Origin of the sequence: Rhodoluna limnophila (assembly GCF_005845365.1) — a bacterium.
In the GTDB taxonomy this organism is placed as follows: Bacteria; Actinomycetota; Actinomycetes; order Actinomycetales; family Microbacteriaceae; genus Rhodoluna; species Rhodoluna limnophila.
In genome coordinates, this window is the sequence record NZ_CP040509.1 from 282634 (window position 1) to 306501 (window position 23868).

General features: G+C 54.6%; 23 protein-coding genes and 1 tRNA gene. 15 read left to right on the top strand and 9 right to left on the bottom strand.

Going from position 1 to position 23868, the window contains the following annotated elements:
* Nucleotides 1–14: 14 nt before the first annotated feature.
* The 6 genes from mtrA (at nt 15) to secA (ending at nt 8123) form a co-directional block, all read left to right on the top strand.
* Entirely contained in the window at nt 15–692 is a 678-nt protein-coding gene (mtrA, locus tag FFA38_RS01385) for an MtrAB system response regulator MtrA (protein WP_138275037.1), read from the top strand.
* Nucleotides 693–2285 carry an MtrAB system histidine kinase MtrB gene (mtrB, locus tag FFA38_RS01390; RefSeq protein ID WP_138315283.1) on the top strand — a complete coding sequence of 531 codons (1593 nt, stop codon included), beginning with the start codon at nt 693–695 and terminating at the stop codon, nt 2283–2285. It begins immediately after the preceding gene.
* Entirely contained in the window at nt 2285–3970 is a 1686-nt protein-coding gene (locus FFA38_RS01395; RefSeq protein WP_138315285.1) for an LpqB family beta-propeller domain-containing protein, read from the top strand. The genes mtrB and FFA38_RS01395 overlap by 1 nt, the downstream gene beginning before the upstream one ends.
* Nucleotides 3971–4030: 60 nt before the next feature.
* Nucleotides 4031–4681 (top strand): ComF family protein, encoded by a 651-nt coding sequence (locus FFA38_RS01400; protein ID WP_138315287.1) that lies wholly within the window; start codon nt 4031–4033, stop codon nt 4679–4681.
* 53 nt (nt 4682–4734) lie between these two features.
* The gene (hpf, locus tag FFA38_RS01405; protein ID WP_138275041.1) at nt 4735–5358 is read left to right on the top strand and encodes a ribosome hibernation-promoting factor, HPF/YfiA family; all 624 of its coding nucleotides are present in this window, start codon (nt 4735–4737) and stop codon (nt 5356–5358) included.
* A 101-nt stretch (nt 5359–5459) separates the two neighbouring features.
* Nucleotides 5460–8123 (top strand): preprotein translocase subunit SecA, encoded by a 2664-nt coding sequence (gene secA, locus FFA38_RS01410; RefSeq protein ID WP_138315289.1) that lies wholly within the window; start codon nt 5460–5462, stop codon nt 8121–8123.
* A gap of 2 nt (nt 8124–8125) precedes the next feature.
* On the opposite strand, the gene FFA38_RS01415 is transcribed toward secA, so the two are convergent.
* Nucleotides 8126–8635 (bottom strand): Rv3235 family protein, encoded by a 510-nt coding sequence (locus tag FFA38_RS01415; RefSeq protein ID WP_138315291.1) that lies wholly within the window; start codon nt 8633–8635, stop codon nt 8126–8128.
* A 146-nt stretch (nt 8636–8781) separates the two neighbouring features.
* Here FFA38_RS01415 and FFA38_RS01420 point away from each other — a divergent pair, with 146 nt between their 5' ends.
* The 4 genes from FFA38_RS01420 to FFA38_RS01435 are packed head-to-tail and all read left to right on the top strand — an operon-like array spanning nt 8782 to nt 12245.
* Nucleotides 8782–9273 carry a hypothetical protein gene (locus FFA38_RS01420; RefSeq protein WP_138315293.1) on the top strand — a complete coding sequence of 164 codons (492 nt, stop codon included), beginning with the start codon at nt 8782–8784 and terminating at the stop codon, nt 9271–9273.
* Between the two features lie 19 nt (nt 9274–9292).
* Complete coding sequence (locus FFA38_RS01425) at nt 9293–9913, top strand: CpaB family protein (RefSeq protein ID WP_138315295.1); 621 nt, start codon at nt 9293–9295, stop codon at nt 9911–9913.
* A complete protein-coding gene (locus FFA38_RS01430; protein ID WP_138315297.1) occupies nt 9903–10769 on the top strand; it encodes a CpaE/TadZ family protein in 867 nt (288 codons plus the stop codon). The genes FFA38_RS01425 and FFA38_RS01430 overlap by 11 nt, the downstream gene beginning before the upstream one ends.
* Nucleotides 10770–12245 (top strand): sensor histidine kinase, encoded by a 1476-nt coding sequence (locus FFA38_RS01435; RefSeq protein WP_138275047.1) that lies wholly within the window; start codon nt 10770–10772, stop codon nt 12243–12245.
* 60 nt (nt 12246–12305) lie between these two features.
* Here FFA38_RS01435 and FFA38_RS01440 read toward each other — a convergent pair whose 3' ends face one another.
* Nucleotides 12306–12554 carry a WhiB family transcriptional regulator gene (locus tag FFA38_RS01440; RefSeq protein WP_138276026.1) on the bottom strand — a complete coding sequence of 83 codons (249 nt, stop codon included), beginning with the start codon at nt 12552–12554 and terminating at the stop codon, nt 12306–12308.
* Nucleotides 12555–12717: 163 nt separating this feature from the next.
* Here FFA38_RS01440 and FFA38_RS01445 point away from each other — a divergent pair, with 163 nt between their 5' ends.
* A complete protein-coding gene (locus tag FFA38_RS01445; RefSeq protein WP_138315298.1) occupies nt 12718–13128 on the top strand; it encodes a hypothetical protein in 411 nt (136 codons plus the stop codon).
* On the opposite strand, the gene bcp is transcribed toward FFA38_RS01445, so the two are convergent.
* Nucleotides 13125–13598, bottom strand: coding sequence for a thioredoxin-dependent thiol peroxidase (bcp, locus tag FFA38_RS01450; RefSeq protein WP_138315301.1), 474 nt, complete (start codon nt 13596–13598; stop codon nt 13125–13127). The genes FFA38_RS01445 and bcp overlap by 4 nt on opposite strands.
* 60 nt (nt 13599–13658) lie before the next feature.
* Between bcp and FFA38_RS01455 the strand changes: the two genes are divergently transcribed.
* Both FFA38_RS01455 and FFA38_RS01460 read left to right on the top strand, forming a co-directional pair.
* Nucleotides 13659–13734, top strand: a tRNA-Lys gene (locus FFA38_RS01455).
* 76 nt (nt 13735–13810) lie between these two features.
* Nucleotides 13811–14995: an FAD-binding domain-containing protein gene (locus FFA38_RS01460; protein ID WP_138315303.1), complete on the top strand. Its 1185-nt coding sequence runs from the start codon at nt 13811–13813 to the stop codon at nt 14993–14995.
* A gap of 42 nt (nt 14996–15037) precedes the next feature.
* Here FFA38_RS01460 and FFA38_RS01465 read toward each other — a convergent pair whose 3' ends face one another.
* Nucleotides 15038–16378, bottom strand: coding sequence for a metallopeptidase domain-containing protein (locus tag FFA38_RS01465; protein WP_138315305.1), 1341 nt, complete (start codon nt 16376–16378; stop codon nt 15038–15040).
* 116 nt (nt 16379–16494) lie between these two features.
* On the opposite strand from FFA38_RS01465, the gene FFA38_RS01470 reads away from it, so the two are divergent.
* Complete coding sequence (locus FFA38_RS01470; RefSeq protein ID WP_253786180.1) at nt 16495–17334, top strand: VOC family protein; 840 nt, start codon at nt 16495–16497, stop codon at nt 17332–17334.
* Here the strand turns inward: FFA38_RS01470 and FFA38_RS01475 are convergent.
* Nucleotides 17331–17840: a hypothetical protein gene (locus FFA38_RS01475; RefSeq protein WP_138315307.1), complete on the bottom strand. Its 510-nt coding sequence runs from the start codon at nt 17838–17840 to the stop codon at nt 17331–17333. The genes FFA38_RS01470 and FFA38_RS01475 overlap by 4 nt on opposite strands.
* A gap of 69 nt (nt 17841–17909) precedes the next feature.
* On the opposite strand from FFA38_RS01475, the gene FFA38_RS01480 reads away from it, so the two are divergent.
* Entirely contained in the window at nt 17910–19076 is a 1167-nt protein-coding gene (locus FFA38_RS01480; RefSeq protein WP_138315309.1) for a MalY/PatB family protein, read from the top strand.
* A gap of 4 nt (nt 19077–19080) precedes the next feature.
* Here FFA38_RS01480 and metZ read toward each other — a convergent pair whose 3' ends face one another.
* From metZ to nadB, 4 genes are read right to left on the bottom strand one after another with little or no spacing between them, the layout of a single operon-like run.
* On the bottom strand, nt 19081–20313 hold the full coding sequence (metZ, locus tag FFA38_RS01485; protein WP_138315311.1) for an O-succinylhomoserine sulfhydrylase: 1233 nt from the start codon (nt 20311–20313) through the stop codon (nt 19081–19083).
* Nucleotides 20313–21458: a cysteine desulfurase family protein gene (locus FFA38_RS01490; RefSeq protein WP_138315313.1), complete on the bottom strand. Its 1146-nt coding sequence runs from the start codon at nt 21456–21458 to the stop codon at nt 20313–20315. Before FFA38_RS01490 ends, metZ begins: the two co-directional genes overlap by 1 nt.
* Nucleotides 21455–22312, bottom strand: a complete 858-nt coding sequence (nadC, locus tag FFA38_RS01495; protein WP_138315315.1) for a carboxylating nicotinate-nucleotide diphosphorylase — start codon at nt 22310–22312, stop codon at nt 21455–21457. Before nadC ends, FFA38_RS01490 begins: the two co-directional genes overlap by 4 nt.
* Complete coding sequence (gene nadB / locus FFA38_RS01500) at nt 22312–23865, bottom strand: L-aspartate oxidase (RefSeq protein ID WP_138315317.1); 1554 nt, start codon at nt 23863–23865, stop codon at nt 22312–22314. Before nadB ends, nadC begins: the two co-directional genes overlap by 1 nt.
* Between the last annotated feature and the right edge of the window lie 3 nt (nt 23866–23868).

The following is a 23868-nucleotide window of genomic DNA, read 5'->3' on the forward strand; positions in this document are numbered from 1 at the left end:
GCACAGAGGGGTTCATGCCACACAGTATTTTGGTCGTTGATGACGACAACGCGCTTCGCGAAATGGTTGGCATTGTCCTAGAGTCTGAGGGCTTTGAAGTCAGCTATCACGATGCTGGATCTGGCGCCTACGAGAAGTTCAACGAAGTCAAGCCAGACTTAGTTCTTCTTGACGTCATGTTGCCGGGTATGGATGGCATTCAGGTTTGCGAGCAGATTCGCAGCGAATGCGGTACCCCGATCATCATGCTGACGGCAAAGACCGAAAGCGAAGATGTGGTTCGTGGTCTTGAAGCGGGTGCAGATGACTATGTGGTGAAGCCTTTTGACCCTGCCATTCTGATTGCTCGAATCAAAGCTCGACTGCGTCCGTTGGCTGAGCCAGAGGGCGAGACCATCACAATTGGTCCGCTCACTCTCGACATCGTGGGGCACGAGGTTCGCCGCGGTGGAGAGAAGCTTTCGCTGACCCCGCTGGAGTTCAACCTATTGCTGACCTTGGCATTGAAGCCAAAGCAGGTTTTTACTCGCGAGATGCTGCTTGAGACCGTTTGGGGCTACCACTACAAGGCTGACACCCGTTTGGTTAACGTTCACGTTCAGCGACTTCGATCAAAGATTGAAGCCGACCCAGACAACCCTCAAATCGTGACCACTGTTCGCGGCATTGGTTATAAGGCTGGCCAGAACTAAGTGAAACTTCGAGCAGCCGTTAGCTGGGCGCTCGGTCTCTTCCGCCAATTCCTGCAGGTGCGTGCGGTTTTCTCGACCGTAGTGCTGAGCGGGCTTTCGCTGCTCATCATCGGCGGATTTCTCTCGTATTCCATCGGCAACGGTCTTTACAACACCCGTTTGACTCAGTTGCTCAATGAGTCTTCTAAGAGTGTTGTCGAGGTTCAAAACTCGTTCTCGGCATCTACCGTGACCGATGAGGTTTCACTGCAAACCCTGCTCAACTCGGTCGTTCCAAAACTTGAATCCACTGACTCAACCAATAGCCGTCAGGTTGCCCTCTTGCGCACACCGGGCGGGGTTAGCACCCAGGCCCTGCAGAGTCCAATTTCGGCCGACTTCAATACCGGCCTTCTAACCCCCGATTTTCGTGAGCAGGTCCGTGCCTCTCAGGGCAAGTTGATTTACCAATCAATCGCAATAGGTTCGCAGGATGGTTCAACCCATCCGGGAGTTGTCGTTGGTGCCCCGGTAGAAATACCAATTGCCGGAGCCTACGAACTGTATTTAGTTTTTGACCTCAACAACGAACAGCAAACCCTAGATTTTGTTCAGCGCACCCTCGTGTTTGCCGGAATCGTGTTGCTGCTGATCATCGGTGCGATTACCTTTTTTGTCACCAACTGGTTGGTCAAGCCAGTTCAAGAGGCGGCTATGGTTTCCGAGCAGATTGCCGAAGGTGACCTTGAGAGCCGTCTGCCAGAGCGTGGTGAAGACGTTATTGCCAAACTCGCACACTCGTTCAACCGCATGGCCGACAGTCTTCAAAAGCAGATCACCAAGCTGGCGTCGGTTTCTAAAATGCAACAGCGATTTGTGTCTGACGTCTCGCACGAGCTGCGTACTCCGCTGACCACCATCAAGCTTGCCGGTGAGGTTATTTTTGCGAGCCGTGAAACCTTGCAGCCGGCAGCCCGCCGCTCGGCTGAGTTGATGCACGACCAGATCGATCGATTCCAAGATCTGCTCAATGACCTGCTCGAAATTTCGCGCTACGACGCCGGTGCGGTGGCAGCTGAGCTCGAGGTGCAAGACCTAAACGGTGTGGTTGGAATGGCAATTGTGGGTCTAGAACCGCTTGCGGTTAGCAAGGGTTCGACGATTGAAATTTCGATTCCGCCGGGTGAAGTTGACGCTGAAATTGATGGACGCCGCATTGAGCGCCTGATTAGAAACCTATTGGCTAACGCAATTGAGCATGGCGAGGGCAAGCCGATTCAGGTTGCCGTCGGGATGAGCGAGACCGCTGTTGCCGTGAGTGTTACCGACTCTGGTGTTGGAATGAGTCGTGCCCAGGTGGACCGCGTATTTGACCGCTTCTGGCGAGCCGACCCGGCCCGAAAGCGCACCACCGGTGGAACCGGTTTGGGTTTGGCTATTTCACTTGAGGACACACACCTGCACAGCGGTTGGCTTCAGGTTTGGGCCAAGCCAAACGAGGGGGCCTCGTTCCGCCTAACCCTGCCTAGACGCAGGGGAATGGTGTTTACGCAGTCACCATTGCCGCTTCCGCCTAAATCCAAAAGCAAGTCCAAAAAAGAGGTGAGTGGGTAATGTCCTCTTTGAAGAAAATTCTGGCAATTATTCTGGCCACATCGGTTGCCTGGCTGGCAACTGGCTGTGCTCAGCTACCAACATCTGGTGACATTGAAACCGGCCCAGACATCAAGTCATCTCTAGAAAACGACTACCTGTACTACTCACCGCAGGGCCCAGAAGACGCTGCTACCCAAGAGCAAATTCTGCTCGGGTTCTTGAATGCCGGAACCGGCCCACAGAACGACTACGCAATAGCTCGAGAGTACCTGAGTGAAGAATTCAAGTCTGTCTGGAAGCCAAGCAATCGAGTTTTGATTCGTCAGGGTTTTCCTGAGATCACCGAGCGCACCGATCAGGCTGCTGTCGTGGACCTCAAAGTTTCTGCCCAGGTGAACAGCCTTGGTCAGTATCGGGTAGAGCCTGCTGACACTGTCGAGCAGTTGACCTTCTCATTCGTTCGCGAAAACGGCCAGTGGCGTATCTCTAACGCGCCTCACCTGACCACGGTTATTCGACCGGTCTTCGACGTTATTTTTCAGTCTTATTCGATCTACTTCTACGACAACCAATTGAACTACCTGGTGCCTGACGTTCGATGGTTCCCATCGCGTGCTTCGACGAGTACCCGATTGATTGATGCACTGCTCAAGGGTCCTAGCGCTTGGCTGGCACCTGCCGTGACCTCGGCTATTCCGTCTGGCACCAAGCTCTCGCTGAGCTCGGTGAACGTGACAGACGGCCAGGCAATCGTAGACCTCTCGGCGCGTGCCCTTTCAACTACCTATCGCGAAAAGCAACTCATGGAAGCTCAGATTCGCGAGACCCTGCTTCAGTTGAATTCAGTGTTTAGCGTGCGCCTGCTCATCGAACGCTCACCGCAGGACATCGTTGACATTCAAACCCTCGCGCCATCGCTGGTTTCAACCACTCCGGTGGCCTTCTTAGAAGACGGTTTGAGCCACATTGATGCCACCTCAACCTCGAAGATCATTGGCACCAACGCCGTACTGGACACCTTTGGTGCCACTGAGTTTGGCTTGAGTGCCGATGAGGAAACATTGTTGGTACGCGGTGCCGAGGGAATCTACTTCAGCAACTACGGCAAGTTGGGTAGCCAGGCAAAATTGCTCGCAGCCGGTACCAACTTCATTGCACCGGTAATTGACCGACAGGGGTTCAGTTGGGTTTCTGGCGCGGCACCAGGCAGTGTTATGCGTGTTTACGGCCAATCCGGTCAGGCCTTGCCGATTTCGGCTAACTGGATGATTCCTCTGACCAAATATGAAATCTCAATTAGCACCGAGGGTTCGCGCGCTTTGATTCTGGCCGGTAGCGGAGACGAGCGCGAGATATTTGTGTCGGCGATTGTTCGCGACGAGAATGGTCGACCAATCGAACTTGCTGAACCGATCAAACCGGTGGCGGCATCGCTCCAGGTGGTTTCGGCTAGCTGGGTTAATCCAACTTCGATTGGTTACCTCGAATCTGCCGGTGACGCGTACACCAATGTCAGCATCCAAACGATCGGTGGCCTCAACAACACCTTGCCTCGCATCGAAGCCGGATCCAAGATCATGGGCAACAGTTCAAGCAACGCAATCTATGTGCTCAATGCCCGCGGCGAGTTCTATCAACAGCGCGGTATCAGCTGGACGCTAATTCGAGATCTGGTTACCGCAGCGCACTTCCCAGGGATCTAGTCTTTCCACAGATTTTTGTGTGCTCGGGTGCAGGTGTTTTGCCTGTGACAGCCTTCCAGAATGCTCGACGAGTTTCTAGATCTGTTTCTGCCGACAAAGTGCTTGCAGTGCCTTCGTCCGCCATCGGTCATATGCCAAGCCTGCGCCGCTGGGCTCGACCTACCGGCGCACCCAGTCACAAGAGGCGGGCTAAACGGCTATTCGGTGGTCGACTACTCGACCGAAGTCTCGCAGCTCATCGATAAGTACAAAGAACTCGGTGTCACCGCGGTGGCAAAGGTTCTAGCTAAACCAATGGTGACTAACCTGCTCGCCAATGCCAGCCCCGGAGACCTCCTGGTGGTGCCACCAAGTTCAGCGGCATCTATTAGGCGTCGAGGTTATGAGCCCGCGATGGTGCTGGCAGTCCAAATTGTGCGGCAGGCCCGCAAAGCTGGGTTCGAGCTCAAACTTGCTCGGCAGGCACTAACTCTGATCGAGCCGGTTCAGGATCAGGCGCAACTCAATGCCAGGCAGCGGTTTGAGAACCTCGCCAACGCCATGGTGGGGCAGTCCTGGCTCGCTGGGCAACCGGTCATCCTGATTGATGACATAGTCACCACCGGCGCCACCCTGCTGGAATGCCGACGTGCAGTTGAGGAGGCTGGAGGTTTTGTGAGATTTTTCTCAACTTTTGCTGAGACAAAGTCAAAAAACGATACGCAAAGGTGAAATTGGGTATAACTTACTTTCACGGGCAACGTTGCCCGAAGATGGAGGTCATCATGGAAGTAAACATCTCAGCCCGCAACCTAAGTGTTTCGGACCGATTCCGCGAGTACGTATCTGATCGAAGCCACAAGGTTGAGCAGTTGGCTCACAATGTGCAGTCGCTCGAGATCAAAGTAACCAGACACGATCACAGCAAAACCTCCGGGCCTGAAGATCAGGTAGAACTTACCGTTTTCGAACCAGGCCATGTAATCCGTGCTGAGGCACATGCCGGTGACAAATTTGCCGCCTTCGACATTGCGCTTGGAAAGTTGGCTGAACGCCTTCGCCGAGCAGCCGATCGCCGCAAGGTTCACCACGGTCGCCACGGTTCCATTGGAACCAGCGAGCTAACTGCCCACGATTTTGCCGAACTCGATATCACCCCGGCCGACTCTGATGTGCTGTTGGGTAAGGCTCGCCCAGAGGCCGAAGCCCCGGCACCTGACTTTGGTGACAGCCCAGTTGTTATTCGTCGCAAAGAATTTGAAGCCACCCCGATGACCGTTGACGACGCTCTGTACCACATGGAGCTCATCGGTCACGATTTCTACCTATTCCTTGACTCAGAGACCGGCAAACCGAGTGTGGTTTACCGTCGCAAAGGTTGGAACTACGGAGTAATTACGCTTTCTTAACGTTTGCTACCAATTGCTTGGATAGCAGGGCCCAGCCGGTCTCCGGTTGGGCCCTGCGTCTAAGATTGATAGAGGACCAATCAAACGGTAGGGGCAATAACTTGGCATCAATCATCGACAAACTTCTTCGCGCTGGCGAGGGCCGCGTGCTGGCACGCTTGCGTAACTATGCAGACGCCATCAATGCACTTGAAGAAGACTTCAGTCACCTAACCGAAGAAGAGCTCCGTAACGAGACCACCGTTTTGCGCGACCGCTATGCGGCTGGCGAGAGCCTTGATGACCTTCTGCCTGAGGCATTTGCGGCTGTTCGCGAGGCATCTAAGCGCACTTTGGGTCTTCGCCACTTTGACGTTCAGCTAATGGGTGGAGCTGCCCTACACCTCGGCAACATCGCTGAAATGCGCACCGGTGAAGGTAAAACTTTGGTCGCCACCTTGCCTGCCTACCTAAACGCCATTGCTGGCCGCGGTGTGCACGTTGTGACCGTTAACGACTTCTTGGCCTCTTACCAGAGTGACCTGATGGGTCGCGTATTCCGCGCCTTGGGCATGACCACCGGTTGCATCATCTCTGGCCAAGACCCAGCAGAGCGCCGCGAGCAGTACCTGGCTGACATCACCTACGGTACGAACAACGAGTTTGGTTTCGACTACCTCCGCGACAACATGGCTTGGCAGCAGTCAGACATGGTCCAGCGCGGTCACTTCTTTGCAGTGGTCGACGAGGTTGACTCAATTTTGATCGATGAGGCCAGAACACCTCTCATCATCAGCGGTCCAGCATCCGGTGAGGCCAACCGATGGTTTACCGAGTTTGCCAAGATTGCTGAAAAGCTGCAGCCGGTTATTGATTATGAAGTCGATGAAAAGAAACGAACCGTCGGAATCCTCGAGCCTGGTATTGCCAAGGTCGAGGACTACCTGGGTATTGCCAACCTTTACGAGTCTGTCAACACCCCACTGATCTCATTCTTGAACAACTCAATCAAGGCAAAAGCGCTTTTCAAGCGCGACAAAGACTACGTCGTGATGAACGGCGAGGTCCTGATCGTTGATGAGCACACCGGTCGTATTTTGGCTGGCCGTCGCTACAACGAGGGTATCCACCAGGCAATTGAAGCCAAAGAGGGCGTCGAGGTTAAGGCTGAGAACCAGACCCTGGCCACCGTTACTCTGCAGAACTACTTCCGCCTGTACAGCAAGCTGTCGGGTATGACCGGTACTGCCGAGACCGAGGCTGCTGAGTTCATGAGCACCTACAAGCTTGGCGTTGTTCCGATTCCGACCAACAAGCCAATGGTGCGACTAGACCAGCCAGACCTCATCTACAAGAACGAAGAGGTCAAGTTCAACCAGGTGGTTGTTGACATCGCCGAGCGCCACAAGAAGGGCCAGCCGGTTTTGGTTGGTACCACCAGCGTTGAGAAGAGCGAGTACCTGTCGAAGCTTTTGGCTAAGGCCGGAGTACGTCACGAGGTCTTGAACGCCAAGAACCACGCCCGCGAGGCATCTATCGTTGCTCAGGCTGGTCGCCTGGGTGCGGTAACCGTTGCCACCAACATGGCCGGCCGCGGTACCGACATTATGCTCGGTGGAAACGCCGAATTCCTAACCGTTGAGGCGCTAAACAAGCAGGGCCTAAACGCCGAGGAAACTCCAGAGGCCTACGAGGCAGCTTGGTCTACCGAGTTTGCCAAGATCAAAGAAGAAGTAACGGTAGAGGCTGAAAAGGTTCTGGTTGTTGGCGGTCTTTACGTTCTAGGTACCGAGCGTCACGAGTCGCGCCGCATCGACAACCAGTTGCGCGGTCGTGCCGGCCGCCAGGGTGACGTCGGTGAATCGCGCTTCTATCTTTCACTCACCGATGACCTAATGCGCCTATTCAATTCAGGTGCCGCAAGCTCATTGATGAACCGTGCCAGTGTTCCAGACGAGATGGCTATCGAATCAAAGGTGGTTAGCCGCGCAATCGCCAGTGCTCAGTCACAGGTTGAAGGCCGCAACGCCGAGATTCGTAAGAACGTTTTGAAGTATGACGATGTTCTAAACCGCCAGCGTGAAGCAATTTACAGTGACCGCCGTCACATTCTTGAGGGTGACGACATTGCTGGCCGCGTTGATATTTTCTTGACCGACGCCATTACCGCGATTGTTGAAGGCCACGTTTCAGATCACGCTGGTAACGACTGGGATCTTGAAGCGCTTTGGGCTGAGCTCAAGGCAATTTACCCAATCAACCTCGAAATCGCCGAAGTTCTTGCCGAAGCTGGTAACCGCTCACGCTTGACCAAGGCTTGGTTGACTCGCGAGATCATTAGCGACGCCAAGGTGGCTTACGCAAAACGCACCGTTGCCCTGGGTGATGCGGCAATGCGCGAGTTGGAACGCCGAGTAGTGCTTTCAGTGGTTGACCGCAAGTGGCGCGATCACCTCTATGAGATGGATTACCTAAAAGAGGGAATTGGTCTTCGTGCCATGGCTCAGCGTGACCCACTGGTTGAATACCAGCGCGAGGGTTACAGCATGTTCCAGCAGATGATGGGCCAGATCAAAGAAGAGGTCATTGGCTTCTTGTTCAACGTTGAGGTTGAGGTGACTCCAGCGCCGCGACCAGCAGCTGAGCAGTTGACTTACATCGCTCCGAACGAAGATGGCGCCGCCGAGGCTCACTCAGCCAACGAGGCAGCGCAGAAGAATGCCCCGACTACTCCTACTCAGAAGCCTGAGCAGGGTGGCCAGGGCAGCGCTTTCTTCCGTTCATAGCCTCATAACACCGATAGCGCGGTTGCGCGCCAGCGGTGGTTGATGCCTTCAAGACGAATCGTCACCGCACGGTTTCTCTTGACGCCGTTCAAAATTACTACCGATTCGACCACGCCGTCTCTCGGTGAATTTTGGCGCATGTGACCAACTGAAAACTTTTGGTGGTGAGCCTTGATGCCGTTTTCTTCGCGATACTGCTGGGCCTGCTTGGCCTTGTTTTGCAAGCTTTGATAGACACCGTCGGTAAGGTATCTCGACAGCTGATCAACCTGCCGAGTACCGGCAATGACCTCAATCACGCCGGTTGCTAGAAGTGCCAGGCTTTCAGTCGGGTTTGGTAGGTCTTTGGAACTGATGAACTGGCGGCCAAAAAATTCTTCAGACTCGATGAAGTTCTTGGCGTTTCGATCTTTTTTCTTTGGAGCTCGCTTTTTTGCTGGCTGCTGCTGATTGCTCGGCACGCCCGAGCCGTTCTCTTTGCCGGAGTCGTCCGACTGCTCTGAACTGTTCAATTACATTCCCCCATCTCTGGTCCTTGACCTCGCAACTTGATGCGAAGAATTTGAAAGTATTCCTTCGCTATCACCGGCGCAATAGGTGGATAACCGCTTGTGGATAACTTCCGTAGTCTTGTCGGAGGTCCGGACATACTGACGCAATGTCATTTGATAACTTTTTTGAGGATCTGGAAGCCCAGTTTGAGGCAGCCGAAAATAGGCCGATTGCCCAGATAATTAATGGCCAGTCGGCTTTGGTCGAGGTGCAGGATCAAGGCTTTGCCCACCACCTTTTAGTGGCCCCCATGCTGGGCTGCGACTTCATCGCTGGCCTGGACAAAACGTTACCAATTTGGAATATTTTTTCCCTCAAAATGGTGCGCAGCATACGGTTCGTCCCGGGCGAGGAACCCGATTTACCAAAGGCCCGTGAGGTCCAAAAGTCTTTGGTTGCGCACTTGGGTGAGGTGGCATTGCCAATGGCAATCGAGTGGCGCGGGGTTGACGATGAGAATTTCCGGTCTGCAAACCTGCTCGGGATTTCCGGCGAACTGCTCCTGATTGCTAAGGGGGAGTCGGTTATCGGTGTGCCAGCCCAAAGAATCGGGCAGATCAAAGTTTTGTCTGTGGATAATTTCGGCTACCAATTTTGAAAACTGGTGTGATTTGGGCATGAAATCCACTCGCGCAAGAAAAACCTCGAATCACAAAATCAAGTTACTCGCCGCTGCAGTGGCTTTTGCTTTGATGGCCTACGGAGCAATTATTTGGTCACAGCAGGCCGCCGGCAACGCTCAGCAGTATCTGGTTGCCATCAAAGGTCTGCCTGCTGGAGCTCAGGTGAGTAGCGAGGATTTCACTGTGGTTGAGTATCAACTTGGGAGCACGGGGGAGCATTATTTGGCACCGGATCAATTGAGTCACGGGTCCTACACTCTCGGGCCAATTCGCGCTGGGCAGCTGGTGGCTAAGAGCTACTTGGCCAATGCTGTGATCGATGCCAGAGTTCCGGTTGTGGTCACCTCGGCAATGGGTTTGCCCGAGTCAATGCAACCCGGGTCATCGGCCGACATCTGGGTCACCCCGCAGCTGGCCGATAAATCTTTTGGTGAACCGTATCTCTTGGTATTGGCAGCCGAGGTCGCCAGGCTGGCAGAGCCATCGGCTGTTTTTGCTGATGCCCCACCCGAAGTAGAGCTCTGGGTACCAGCTGAGGCTGTGCCTGCGGTGCTCAAGGCGCAATCCGGAGGCAGTGAGCTCTCTTTGGTTATGAGGGCGACCTTTGCAGACTGATACCCCTCCACCGGCCAAGCTAGGCAAGATAATTGCCGTTTGGGGTGCGTCTGGTTCGCCGGGTAAAACCACGATTGCTGTAGGAATGGCTAACGAGTTAGCCGAGGCAGGCAAAACTGTGACGCTAATAGACCTTGATCTTGAAGCAAGTTCCACCGGTGTCCTGCTTGGGCTCGGAGATTCACCCGGCGGCATAGCTGCTGCCGCAAGGCTGGCCGGGCATTCCAGGTTTGACTCGGAACAGCTCCACCGATTGGCGACCCCGGTTTCCTCAGGCAAGCGATCGTTTCAATTGCTCGGCGGTTTGGTTGCGGCAGAGCGCTGGGCAGAAATTGCTCCCGATCGTGCCGAAGAGGTAATTATGGTCGCCGCCGAAAATTCTGAGTTTGTAGTTGTTGATCTGGGTTCCTCTCTTGAATCAAATTTGCGTGACGTGACCACTGGGCTAGATCGCAACAAAGTGACCAAACAGACCTTGACCATGGCCGATCAAATCATCACAGTTTGTCTGGCTGATCCGGTCGGTATCTCCCGCTACTTGAGGGCCATCGACCAATTGGTTGAACTTCGCCCGGGTGGTCAAATCCTATGCGTGGTGAATCGCATGCGGGCATCGGTGTTGGGTTCATCGGCCAAGCAGCAGGTTGTTGAAACACTGGGGCGAATGGCCCAAATTACGGTTGACTGCTTTATCCCCGATGATCCTGCGGCGGCAGATTTTGCCTTGCGGCAGGCAGTGCCCATCAGTCATGCCAAGCGAACCTCGCTGGCGCGAATGGCCATTAGTGTGCTGACCAAAACATTGGTTCTTGGCGAGCGGTCCCAGTTAGACAGGCGCCTCGCTAAACTCGGTTAGGTGTCAACGCTTAGTGAACTAATCAAGGCCAATGGCGGCCGCACCAGCCATGCCGACATCGAGTGGCTTCACCTGCTCATGGCCGATTGGCAGTTGATTGCCGACCTTGTCTTTGCTGACCTCGTGCTGTGGGTTCCGACCGGTGACGGAAATTTCGTTGCGGTAGGGCATGCCCGCCCGTCAAGTGCGGCAACAATTTTCTACCGTGACATCAGCGGTGCGCCGGTTCGCAAAGAGTGGGCTGCGCAGGTTAGCGAGGCATTCAGCTCGGGCTTCGTGGTTGAGAACCGAGTGCAATCTTCGGATGAGGGGTTTACGTCACGCCTCAGCGCCTATCCGGTTCGCCGCAGGGTCTCGACCAAATCAGAGGAAGTGACCAAAGAGCCGATCGCGGTCATTACCCGTCACACCAACCTCAGCGACGTCAAGGTACCAAACCGTCTCCAGCTCAACTACCTCGGTTGCGGCAATGACCTGCTCGACATGGTTGCGGCTGGGTACTTTCCTGACTTCGGCAACCCTACGGGCCCTCGCCGAGGGGCCCCGCGCGCCAATGACGGCCTGCTGCGCCTGGACGTTGACGGAAACGTCATCTTTGCTAGCCCCAACGGTCTATCGGCCTTCAACCGCCTAGGTATCAAGGGTGAGCTTGAGGGGCAGTCTCTTGTTACTGCCGCAACTCCGGTTCTCAAAGACCGCAACGTCGATGAGAGTTTGCCACTGGTGCTTACCGGCCGCGCGCCTTGGCGTACCGACATGGAGTCACGAAATGTGACCCTTACGGTTCGGGCCATCCCGCTGCGCTCTGCAAACGAGCGCACTGGTGCCATTGTTCTTTGTCGCGATGTGACTGAGTTGCGCCGACAAGAGCGCGAACTAATTACCAAAGACGCGACCATCCGTGAAATTCACCACCGAGTAAAAAACAACCTGCAAACCGTGGCCAGCCTGCTGCGGATTCAAGCTCGACGAAGCCAGAGTGAAGAGGCAAAAGAGTCGCTGCAGCAGGCCATGCGCCGAGTTTCAGCTATTGCCCTGGTGCACGACACGCTTTCTGAAGGACTCAACCAAGACGTCAACTTTGACGAGGTCTTTGACCGAATCCTGATGTTGGCCACCGAGGTTGCATCGTCGATGAACACTTCGGTTCGAACCATCCTTGATGGTCGATTTGGTCAGCTGAAGAGTGAGGTGGCAACACCGCTTGCGGTTGCCCTGACTGAGGTAATCACCAACGCGGTTGAGCACGGTCTGGCCGAGCGCAGCGGAGTTGTTGCTGTAAACGCTGAGCGTAAGCAGCGCCAGTTGCTAATCACCGTTTCTGACAACGGTAAGGGCCTGACCGACGGCAAAGTTGGCCAGGGCCTAGGCACTCAGATTATTCGCACCTTGATTGAGGGCGAGCTTCGAGGCAGCATCTTCTGGTCTTCGCCTAGTGAGGGCGGAGCCCGAGTGGCCATTTCGATTCCGATTTAGCCCCATTGAGGCAATAAAAAACCCGCCCTGCATTGCAAGGCGGGTTTTTTGAAATTCTAGTTAGCCGGCACGACGTGCACGAGCGTACTTGCGCTTTAGTGACTTACGCTCGTCCTCGCTAAGGCCGCCCCAAACGCCGGTGTCCTGGTTTTCTTTGATTGCGTACTCAAGGCATTGGGTGGCTACGCCACACTCGCGGCAAACTGATTTTGCTTGCTCAATTTGGTCAACTGCAGGGCCGGTGTTACCAACTGGAAAGAAAAGTTCTGGATCTTCGGTGAGGCAACGAGACTCATTTAGCCACTGCATGTTCATACGTGCGGTATTCCTTTATGTAGTAAAACTTGGGCGTTCTGCCAGACGAGGATAAAAGTCTTCACAAGAGGTGAATTACGCTAGAAGAGCGATTACTTTTCCTTCCAAAATCGTTTCACACCACAGCCCGTTTGGCAATACCCAATATCGAGGAATTATGAACAAAAACGCCGATAAGAAGCCAGTTCCGCTCATCATCGCTGTGCTTTTTGTGCTTCTCGAAGGGTTGGTGGTGGCCTACTTTGCGGCCCAGTTGGGTTTTGGAATTCTGATGGGCGACAGCCGCAGTCTGGTCACCGCGATAGCGCTATTTGCGCTGGTGGCTGCGGCTGCGGCCTGGGTAATTTTTGTCGCAATTTCTCTACTCAAGGGCAAGCGTTGGGCGCGAAGCGGGGCCTTGTTTTGGCAGTTGATTCAACTAGCTGTTGCGACCGGATCATTTAGCGGCCAATTCGGCAGCCAAGCCATTGGCTGGAGTCTGATTTTGCCTTCGGCTGTGGTGTTGGTGGCGCTATTCAATAAGCAGACCATTGCTGCCACAATGAATAGCTCCGACCCAGAAGACTAGATTCCGAGAAGCTTTCGAAGCATTAGAACGTGTCCGGTGGCCTTTACGTTATAGAGGGCCAGGGCAACTTTTCCGGTCTCGTCAATTGCAAAGGTCGAGCGCAGTACGCCTGTGTACTCGCGGCCGTAGAGCTTCTTGAGGCCGTAGGCGCCGAATGCCTTGTGAACCTCTAGGTCGGCGTCGCTGAGCAATTCAAAGTTCAAGTCTTGGTTTTGCTGGAAAGTCTTTAGCTTCGATACCGCATCAGGGGAGATGCCCAGAACTGTGTAACCCGCAGCCTTGAATGGGTTGAGGTTGTCGTTGAAGTCGCAGGCTTCTTTGGTGCAGCCTGGGGTTGAGGCAGCAGGGTAGAAGTACAAAATGACTTTCTGGCCTCGGTAGTCAGATAGCGAAACCGGCTTTCCGTCTTGGTTCTCGACCGTAAAGTTTGGAGCCTCGTCGCCGACAGTAAGTTTTTTCTCATCAGACATATTCACCAGTCTATTCGATGTGGTATTGTTGTTCTTCGTTGCGCTGATTCAGCTCAACATGCACCTCTAGCTCAATCGGCAGAGCAACTGACTCTTAATCAGTGGGTTCCGGGTTCAAGTCCCGGGGGGTGCACCAATCTAAATCCTTCACCATTGCGGTGGAGGATTTTTTTGTTTGGAATAGCACCCTCCCGGTCGGGGTTGTTTTCAAAATGGACGAGCTAATTGACATCCACTCCGACCTAGAGCTGATTCTCGAAAAACACTTTTCCGGCTTGCATTCCGGTGGCGGCAGAAGTTCTATCCGTGGGGGCCAGACGGCCGCCAATCAGGCTCTGCACGACCTAGACATCCGTGGTTATGCCGCACAGCGTTCAGAGGTTTTGCCACGGTCAAAGCGCGGGGCAACCGTGCTCTCGCCGTACATCCGGCACAACCTCCTAACTCTGAAGCAGGTCTGGCAAGAGGTTGAGGCTGCGCCCTTCAAAGATCGTGAAAAATTTCAAGATGAGCTGTTGTGGCAGGAATATGCTCGCCACCTTTATGCCCGCATTGGTGCCGAATTCTTTGAGAACCTAAGGTTTGAGCAGGTTTGGGATGCCCCGGGTGATGGTTGGAATCGCGACATGAATTGCATCGACGAGGTGGTTTCTGAGCTCGAGCAGGATGGCTGGTTGGTCAACCAAACTCGAATGTGGCTGGCCTCTCACTGGACTGTGCGCAACGGTCGCGGGTGGCTGCATGGGCAAGAACGGATGTATCGAGAGCTTATCGATGGGTCACGCGCAGCAAACCTGTTGGGCTGGCAGTGGACAGTTGGCTCTGGCGGAAAGCCCTACGGTTTTGCCCGCTGGCAGGTCGAGAAGCGCGCACCGGGACTTTGTCTCAAATGCCCGCTGAACAAAGCATGCCCGATCCAAGAGTTTCCTGAAGATAAGGCTCTGGTTCAGCTGGGATCCAGGCCAAGGCTAGACAGTGACCCTGACCTTGCGCGGACTACCGGTCCGGTATCGGCAATTCATAATGCCAATCCGGATGCTGTGCTGCTGACTATTGACTCGATGGGTGATGCTGATCCGGCGCTGGTTGCCAACCCTGATTTGCCGGTTGTGTTTGTTTTCAACCGAGACGCCCTGGCAAAGTTGAAACTTTCCTCGAAGCGCATCTACTTTTACCTCGAGACTCTGCAGGACCTCGCCAGCCGCAGGAATCTATCGGTGTACATAGGTAGCCCCTACGAATATGCCAAGGAAAACCGAGTTGCTGTCACCTATGCGCCGGTGCCGAGTTTTGCTAAGTTCGAGGATCTGGCCGAGGTGCACCCGTACCCGTGGCTCAAGAAACCACACGCCATGAGCGTGCGCTCGTTTAGTTCTTGGCGTTCAAAAATCCGGTAGGGGACCGGCCAGTCCGGTTCGAGCACTTGCCTTACCTGTTAGCTAGTTTTTAATTTTTGCTACTCGGATAAAGTCCTTGCCCTTTTGAACAGTGAGCGGTTCAACGCTTAATCCTGCAAATTCGGCAGTATCGCCAGGTTTGAAGTAAATATTTGTGAAGACTTCCGCCTCGCTGGGCCACTTACCCGAGTCCCAGGCTTCATCGGTAGAACCATTAGCAAGAGTGCGTAAGCTCTGGTCTCCTACAAATCTCGACGAGTCGATTTGATACATGACAAAGCTGTCGTAGTAACCAGTTTTACCCATCCGTGTTGGCGAATCTATGCTTTCATCCCATTCTCGAGATTCGATTACTAGTCCGGTTGTCTTACCAGTTCGAATCACAAGCATTTTGGCTCCAGTCTCAGCTGATCGAGCATCGTTCAGGGCGAAAATTTCATCATCTATCGTCGTGGCATCAACGCACAACACTTGGTTGTCCTCGTGCCAACCCAGGAGCCATGCATTCCAACCCTCGACCGCTCGCGTAACAACCCATTGGTCGGCAAAAAGACCCACGCCATAAAGAGTGTTTGCGTAGAAATTGTTGGTGTTTTTTGGATTTGGGTCACCCATGTGAGAAATGGGCCCGAACATGTGGCCCAATTCGTGTGCCCAGTGAATCCAAGAAGGGCTGCGCCCTTTCTTGTCCATGAATTTGCTTCCACTGATTACCCAGTTTCCAATAGTTGCTTCTTGGGAATTGACCAGCGTCGCGCGCTTGGAGCCTGGAAAGTTGTTGTACTCAAAACCTTGAGTTCCACTCGTCATCACCGTTCCGTTTGTAGGAATTGCGAAGACAACGGCATCTAGACCACCGAAATCAAAAGCGCTATCGGATGCTGCAACGGCTTCATCCAGCAGCCACTGCTCGAACGGGACGCGAGCCTCATCGCTTCCTTGTTCGTTATCTTCTGCCCTATAGTCTTTCCAGCTTCCCTCGAGGCGATTCCATGTTTCGGAGACGCGCCAATTCACAGCTAATTTGCCCTGGCTCATCGTCGAATACCACTCGGTCAGTTTTTTAGTTTGCTCCTTGTAGTACGACTGGTCCTCGTTGTTGCCTTCCTTGTCGGACCAATCAAGCAGAACTAGGCCGATTTCCAAGTCTCCAACACTAGGAAGAAAATATTGAGAATTCGTTATGGCTGGAAAGTATGAGAATTGTGCCCGGTCTCCCAGGCCATTGCGAAAAGATGGATTCTCTTCAAATTTGCATGCCTTGGGATCGATGCTAAGGCTCGAAATTGTGTAAGTCGGTTCCGGTGTAGAGCTGTCCTTACTTGGGCCAGCCGGCCCCGCCGCGCACCCCGTGACCAACAGCAAGCACGTGATTGTTGTCAATATCCGAATCATTAGTCCCCCAACTAGATATTTAGACCGTAGCATCATCAACGCATTCTGCAACGCGCAACCCTGAATGCTTGCGAATTCTTGTCTAGTCCCCCTAGACTAAAACCATGACCTTGCCAGCAAACCTAATCATGGGTGCAGTGACCCTTCGCGTTCAAAATCTAGACCTAATGATTTCCTACTACCGAGATGCAGTGGGTTTGGACCTAATCTCAGAGGTTGCCGGATCGGCAATTTTGGGCCGCGGCACCACACCGGCTTTGATTCTTGAGCACTCGCCAGCACTTAAGTACGCCAGTGAAAATCAGGCCGGCCTGTTTCACACCGCGTTTCTTTTTGACACCAGAGAGCAGCTGGCTTGGGCGGTGGCTTCGGTTGCGGCCAAGTATCCGGGCTCATTTACCGGCAGTGCAGACCACCTGGTCAGTGAGGCATTTTATTTTGATGACCCAGAGAACAACGGTGTTGAACTCTATTGGGACCGCGCGCGCAGCGAGTGGAGCTGGAAGCACGGCGTGATTGAGATGGGCACGTTTGGACTGGACCCAAACGCCTTCCTTGCCGAAAACTTACCGAAGCAGGTTGACGAGACCGCCTCGAATATCGGACATGTGCATTTGAGTGTTGGGTCCATCGAGCATGCCCAAGATTTTTATGTCAACAAGCTCGGCTTTGATGTGACTTTGAACTACGGCGGATCAGCACTGTTTGTCAGTGCCGGCGGATACCACCACCACATGGCTATGAACATTTGGCGCAGCAGGGGTGCAGGGCTTCGTCAACCTACACTCGGGTTGCGTGATGTTTCTATCCTGTTGCCCGACACCGATGCCTTAGGAGCCTCTGAAGAGCGCCTAAAGACCTCTAGGGTGCAGATTCGCCACGATGGTCAAACCATTCGCCTCGATGACCCTTGGGGTAACCAGGTGAGCCTCAGCGTAATTTAGTTTCCGGTCTTGCAGACCGCATCGCTCGCTTCAAGCACAAACTCGCCGGTGTCGATAGTTTGAGCGTCAGCCGACACTGTGCCATACCAGGTGTATGCCTCTGAGAGGTCCGGGATCGCGTTCACATTTACCGTGAGCTGATTTCCCGTCTGGCTCCAGGTGCCGCCGAACTGCTCGTAACCCTCGAGGTAGGTCTTGAAGTTTCCATCGTTCAAAAATGCGTAGGCCCAGTACTGCTCAGGAATCGCGGCGCCGCCGGCATCTTGTTGAGCAGGCACCAGATGGCAATAAATACCGGCAACTTGGGCCTGGTTTGCAATCGGGTCCTCGCCAAAAAGTTTGGTGATGTACTCAACCACGCCCACGCGGCCAATCTCACTAAACACTGCGGCAGGTGATTTTCCGTCAATGGCCAGAATGCCAAAGAAACCGGCAATAAGCACTGCAAAACCACCGGCCAGGCCAGCGCAGCCTTGAACAAAACAGCCGCGTTTTTTCTGATCCATTTCAACTAACCCCCAAGTAGTAATTGTTCACATACTGGCACAGATTTTGTTCACTGCGATAATCATTAGATGCCTGACAATCAAGTAGTTGCGCCATCGTTATCCGTTCTCCGTGAGCGCCACAGTTCTAAGTGGCGCCGCTTTAGCCCAGATGTTCTGCCGATGCACGTTGCCGAGATGGACTTTCAGGTCGCCGAGCCAATTCAAGCTGTTCTGACCGAGATGATTCAGAACTCCGATTTGGGGTACTTGGGTCCGGTGCCTGAGGTTGCCGAGGCGTTTGCCGAGTTTGCAGCTACTCGCTGGAACTGGCCGGTTGATGCCAAACAGGTAAAAATGGCAACCGATGTTGGTGTTGCCGCAGTCGAAATTTTTCGAGCGCTGGGTAAGCCCGGCGATCACGTGGTCATCAACACCCCGGTGTACAGCGCTTTCTTTGGTTGGTTGGCCGAAACTCACCTAACCCCGATGGATGTTCCGCTGGTTCAGAGCGGCTCTGAGTGGCTGCTTGACCTCGAAGGCCTCGAGCAGGCTTTTGCTGCAGGTGCCAAGTTCTACTTGTTGTGTCACCCGCACAACCCACTGGGCAAGGTTTTCACGCGTGCCGAGCTAACCGCGGTGGCGGCCCTTGCGGCCCGCTACAACGTGTTGGTTATCAGCGATGAAATTCACGCACCACTGACCTATGCCGGCCAGGTATTTACGCCTTATCTAAACTGCGGACCTGATGCCGAAGCCACCGGCGTGACCATTACCTCGTCAAGTAAGTCTTGGAACACGGCTGGCCTTAAGGCTGCCATCGTGGTCAGTCAAAGCAGTGAGGTCGCCGCCAAGTTGGCCAAGCTCCCGCCAGACATGCACTGGCGTTCATCGTTGTTGGGAGCCTTTGCCATGGTTGAGGCCTACCGCAACGGAACCACCTGGTTGGACTCAGCCATCGAAACCATCGAGGTTAATTACCAGCACATGGTTTCAGAGGTTGCGGCCAAGTTGCCGGGTGTTGTTATTCACCGGCCGGTTAGCGGATACCTGAGTTGGTGGGATGTCTCAGCGCTGAAGCTTGGCACCGAACCGGGCAAGGTCATTCTCGAGCGCGCCAAGGTAGCTGTGGTTGAGGGTTCAGATCTGGGTGGAGCGGCCGCCGCAAATTACACCGGGTTCATCCGATTTAATTTTGGAACCAGCCCTGCAAATATCACCGAGGCGATCGATCGAATCGCCGCTATCGGCAAATAAAAACCTAGATGGCCTTTAGCGCGGTTTCGATGTCGCGCACTAGGTCTTCTGGGTGCTCTAGGCCAACCGATAGACGAACAGTGCTCGGAGTAATGCCCATCTCTGCCTGAATTTCAAGCGATAGGCGACGGTGAGTGGTCGATGACGGGTGAGTCATCAGTGACTTGCTGTCACCCAAATTGTTTGAGATGTCGATTACCTGAAGCGCATTCATAAAGCGGAAAACCGAGTCCTTGTCGGCTTTGAACTGAATAGCAACGGTAGAACCGCCACCCTTCATTTGCTGCCTGGCAAGTTCGTGCCCCTCGTGTGACTTTAGGAACGGGTACGAAACCTTCTCGATCGCACGGTGGTTTTCGAAGGTCTCGGCAATAGTCAGCGCGGTGCTGCTCATTCTTTCGACGCGCATGTGCATGGTCTCGAGAGACTTGAGCATGACCCAGGCGTTGAATGAACTCATCGATGGTCCGGTGTGGCGGGTGAACGGAATAACCACGTCGGTGATGTACTGCTTGCTGCCCAAAATTGCGCCACCTAGGACGCGGCCCTGGCCATCGATGTGTTTGGTGGTTGAGTACATAACAACGTCGGCACCAAGCTCAAGTGGCTTCTGTAGAACCGGTGAGGCCATTACGTTGTCAACAATTACGGTGGCGCCAACTTTGTGGGCCAGGTCAGACACCATGCGGATGTCGGTGATCTCCATCAAAGGGTTGCTTGGCGACTCGATGAATACGGCCTTGGTTGGCTCGGCAAGTGCAGCGGCCCAGCCCTCAGGTGTGTTTTCTTCAACCAAAACGGTGTTGATGCCCCACTTAGGCAAAATCTCAGTGAGCACTACGTAGCAAGAGCTGAACATGGCTGCATAGGCAACAACGCGGTCGCCAGACTTGACCAGTGATGCCACCGATGCAAACATCGCGGCCATACCTGATGCAGTTGCGAAGCAAGCCTCTGCGCCCTCAAGTAGTGCCAAACGGTTTTCGAACTGAGCGACCGTTGGGTTTGAGAAACGGCTGTACAAGAAGTGGTCGGTCTCGTCGCGGAACGAAGATTCGGCCTGCTCAGCTGAGTCGTAGGTGAAACCGCTGTTTAGAAACAGTGCCTCGCTAGTCTCGCCGAAGCCGGTGCGGCTTAGGGCGCCACGGATAGCCTGTGTGTCTGGGTGCAATTGCCAGTCTGGCTTAGATTCATCGTTGCCGGCTTGGTAACCCCATGGGCGGTTTCTCTTGGTCATTAGGCGATTTTATCAGTGCCGCCAACGGCAGCAACCGCATCAGCCAAGGCTCGGGCGGCGGTTTCTAGTTCGGCTTCGGTGGTGTGGTGTGAAAAACTGAATCTAATTGCCGTCTGGGCCAACTCGGCGTCGAATCCCATGGCGGTCAAAACATGAGATGGCTCATCGCTGCCAGCAGCGCAGGCAGATCCGCTAGAGACGATTACCTCGCGACGTTCCAGCTCAAGCAGCAGGGCCTCACCGCTCAATCCGGGTACGCAAAAAGAGGCAATGCTTGGTAGGCGAATGCTTGGGTGCCCGGTCAAAATTGCGGTTGGTACCAGGTCTTGAACCTGCCCGATAAACCGATCTCGGGCTGCTTCGATACGCGGAACCTCAGCGTTTTGCCTAGTCAAAATCTTGACGGCGGTGGCCAAGGCCACAGCCCAGGCCACATTCTCGGTACCCGAACGGCGACCGTTCTCTTGCCCTCCACCGTGCAACAGTGGTTCAACCGCAAGCCGGCCTCGAATGTAGGTTGCGCCTGACCCCTTAGGTGCCCCAAGTTTGTGGCCAGAAACCGTCAGTGCATCCACGCCCAGTTCGGCAACATTGCAGTCCAGCCAAGCGGCAGCCTGCACGGCATCGGTGTGAAAAGCAGCCCCAACCTCGTGAGCCAGTGCAGCCAGGCGAGAGATGGGGTGAATTGTGCCGACCTCATTATTTGCCATCATGAGGGTGACCAGCGTGGTGTCTAGCCGCAGCGCGGTTTTGAGCTCGGCTAAAGAGATGCAGCCCTGAAGATCAACGCTCAACCAGGTGACTTCAAATTTGTGATGCCGAACCAGATACTCGATGCTCTGCAGTACTGCCTCGTGCTCGGTCGGTGAGCTGACGATGTGCCTGCCGCGCGGATTGGCAAGTGCCAGCCCCTCGATGGCAAGGTTAATGCCTTCGGTGCCACCCGAAGTGAAGATGATTTCACTACCGCGGCAACCCAACCAAGCGGCAACGGCATCGCGCGCTGCCTCAAGCGCCATTCCGGCTCGATGCCCCAGTTCGTGAGTGCTCGACGGATTACCGAATTCTTCGGTTAGCCAAGGCCAGGCTGCCTGCAGCGCTTCTTTAGCTACCGGTGTCGTGGCCGCGTGATCGAGGTAAATCATTTTGGCTCGATGGTTACGTCAAGGCCGAGGTCAAGTGATCGAACACTGTGGGTCAGGGCCCCAACTGAAATTACGTCCACACCGGTTGCAGCTATCTTGGCTACTGTCTCAAGGTTCACCCCGCCCGATGCTTCGACCACAGCGCGCCCAGCGATCAGGTCCACGCCGGCGCGAAGTTCATCGAGGGTGAAGTTATCGAGCATGATGATGTCGACACCGCCCTCGAGTACCGGCATGATTTGATCGAGGCGGTCAACCTCAACCTCAAACTTGACCGAAGCCGGAATCTCAGTTCTGACTCTGCGCAGCTCGGCGGTTAGGGCCTTGCCCCCGGCGGTAAGAACGGCCAGGTGGTTGTCCTTAGCCAAAACCTGATCCGATAGTGAGAATCGGTGATTGGTGCCACCACCGTCACGCACAGCTTGGCGCTCGAACTCGCGCAGGCCCGGGGTGGTTTTGCGGGTGTCAAGAATCTTGGCCTTGGTGCCGGCAACTGCAGCAACGTACTGGGCCGTCAGTGTGGCAATGCCGCACATGCGCTGGGTAAAGTTCAAACCAATTCGCTCGCCGCGCAACACTGCTCGCGCTGGGCCGGTCACTGTGGCAAGGCTCTGCCCGGCAACAAAGTGGTCGCCGTCGGCAATCTTCATTTCAACCCGGATGCTTGGGTCACACAGCTCAAAGGCTGCCTTGAAAACTTCCACCCCGCTGAAAACTCCAGGTTCGCGGGCTGCTAGCTCGGCGGTTGCCTGAGCGCTCGCCGGAATCAGGTGTTCAGACGTGATGTCTCCGGCAGGTGCGTCTTCTTCGAGCGCTGCAGCCACGACTTTATTAATGTGCTCTGGAGTAAGCATTATTTGACCTGTCGAACAATCGTGATGGGCTTGGCCATCGATGGGTTTGATTCAGGGAAGTCCAGTCGGTAATGACCGCCTCTGGACTCTTCGCGGGTATTTGCCGAAGCTGTTAGGGCGCGTGCCAAGAGCAACAGATTGGCGTCTTCCCAGTCGGTGAATAAACGGTTAGCTTTATCGGCCGAACGCCACTGAGCAAGAGCCTGTTCTGTGGCGGCTAGACCCTCAGCATCGCGAGCCAGTCCAACGTTGTCCCACATCAGTGACTGCAATTCAACTCGGTCAACTACCTTCAGCGAACTTGCCGGAACTGCACTGTCGGCTTCGTCCTGTAGCTCGATTTCGCGCAAGACACCAGATTCCTTCCAGCGTGCGCTGGCCGCATCTGCAGGCCAAGGCTCGTCGAGCACCTGAACCGCTCGGCGTGAGAACACGATGGACTCCAGCAGGGAGTTTGACGCCAGTCGGTTTGCTCCGTGTGCTCCGGTGCAGGCAACTTCGCCAACGGCAAATAATCCTTCGATGGATGTTCGGCCCCAAATATCGGTTGCAACACCGCCCATCCAGTAGTGGGCTGCTGGCGTAACCGGAATCGGATTTTTGCCCCAATCCAGACCATAGGCGCGGGTGGTTTTAGAAATACTTGGGAATCGCTTATTCAAAAAGTCGGATCCCAATCCGGTTGCATCTAGCAATACCGGCTGGCCGCCCTGCGACAGCATCTCAGCCTGAATACCTCGGGCCACCACGTCTCTTGGCGCCAGCTCGGCTAGGGGGTGCACCTTTTGCATAAAGCGTTCCCCAGCATTATTAATTAGCACAGCTCCGTCTCCGCGAACCGCCTCGGAAATCAGAAAACTGCCCGGCACAGCAAGAGCGGTTGGGTGAAATTGGTAGAACTCAACATCAGCCAATTCGGCACCGGCCCTAAAGGCTGCGGCAACGCCGTCTCCGGTGGTCACGGCTGGGTTGGTGGTGTGTCTGAACAGTTGCCCTGCGCCACCGCTGGCCAGAATCACGGCATCTGCCTCAACAAAATGGCGCCCCGATGAATCCATCAGGTGCACTCCGGTAATTTTTCTGTTGACGACTTCGAAGTCGATTACAAAAGTGTGCTCGTGAATTGCGGCTGCGGTTGACTTGAGGGTTTCCACCAAAGCGCGACTGATGTCGGCTCCGGTGGTGTCTCCGCCGGCGTGAAGAACGCGCGGGTGAGAGTGAGCCGCCTCTAGGCCTAGTGCAAATTCAGGACCCTGCTTATCGAAATCGACACCAAACCGAATTAGATCCTTAATCCGATTCGGCCCCTCGGCACAGAGCACCTCGACTGCAGGTTGGTAGCAATAGCCGGCTCCAGCAGCCAGGGTGTCGGCAACGTGCTCGGCAACTGTGTCGTCACTTGAGACAACCGCCGCGATGCCGCCCTGCGCGTAGTGAGTGTTGCTTTCGGCCAGGTTTGACTTGGTGACCAGGGTCACCTCGTGGGTTCGGCTGGCTTCAACGGCCGCAATAAGGCCGGCAATTCCGCTGCCGATAACTACGAGCTTCTTCATCGG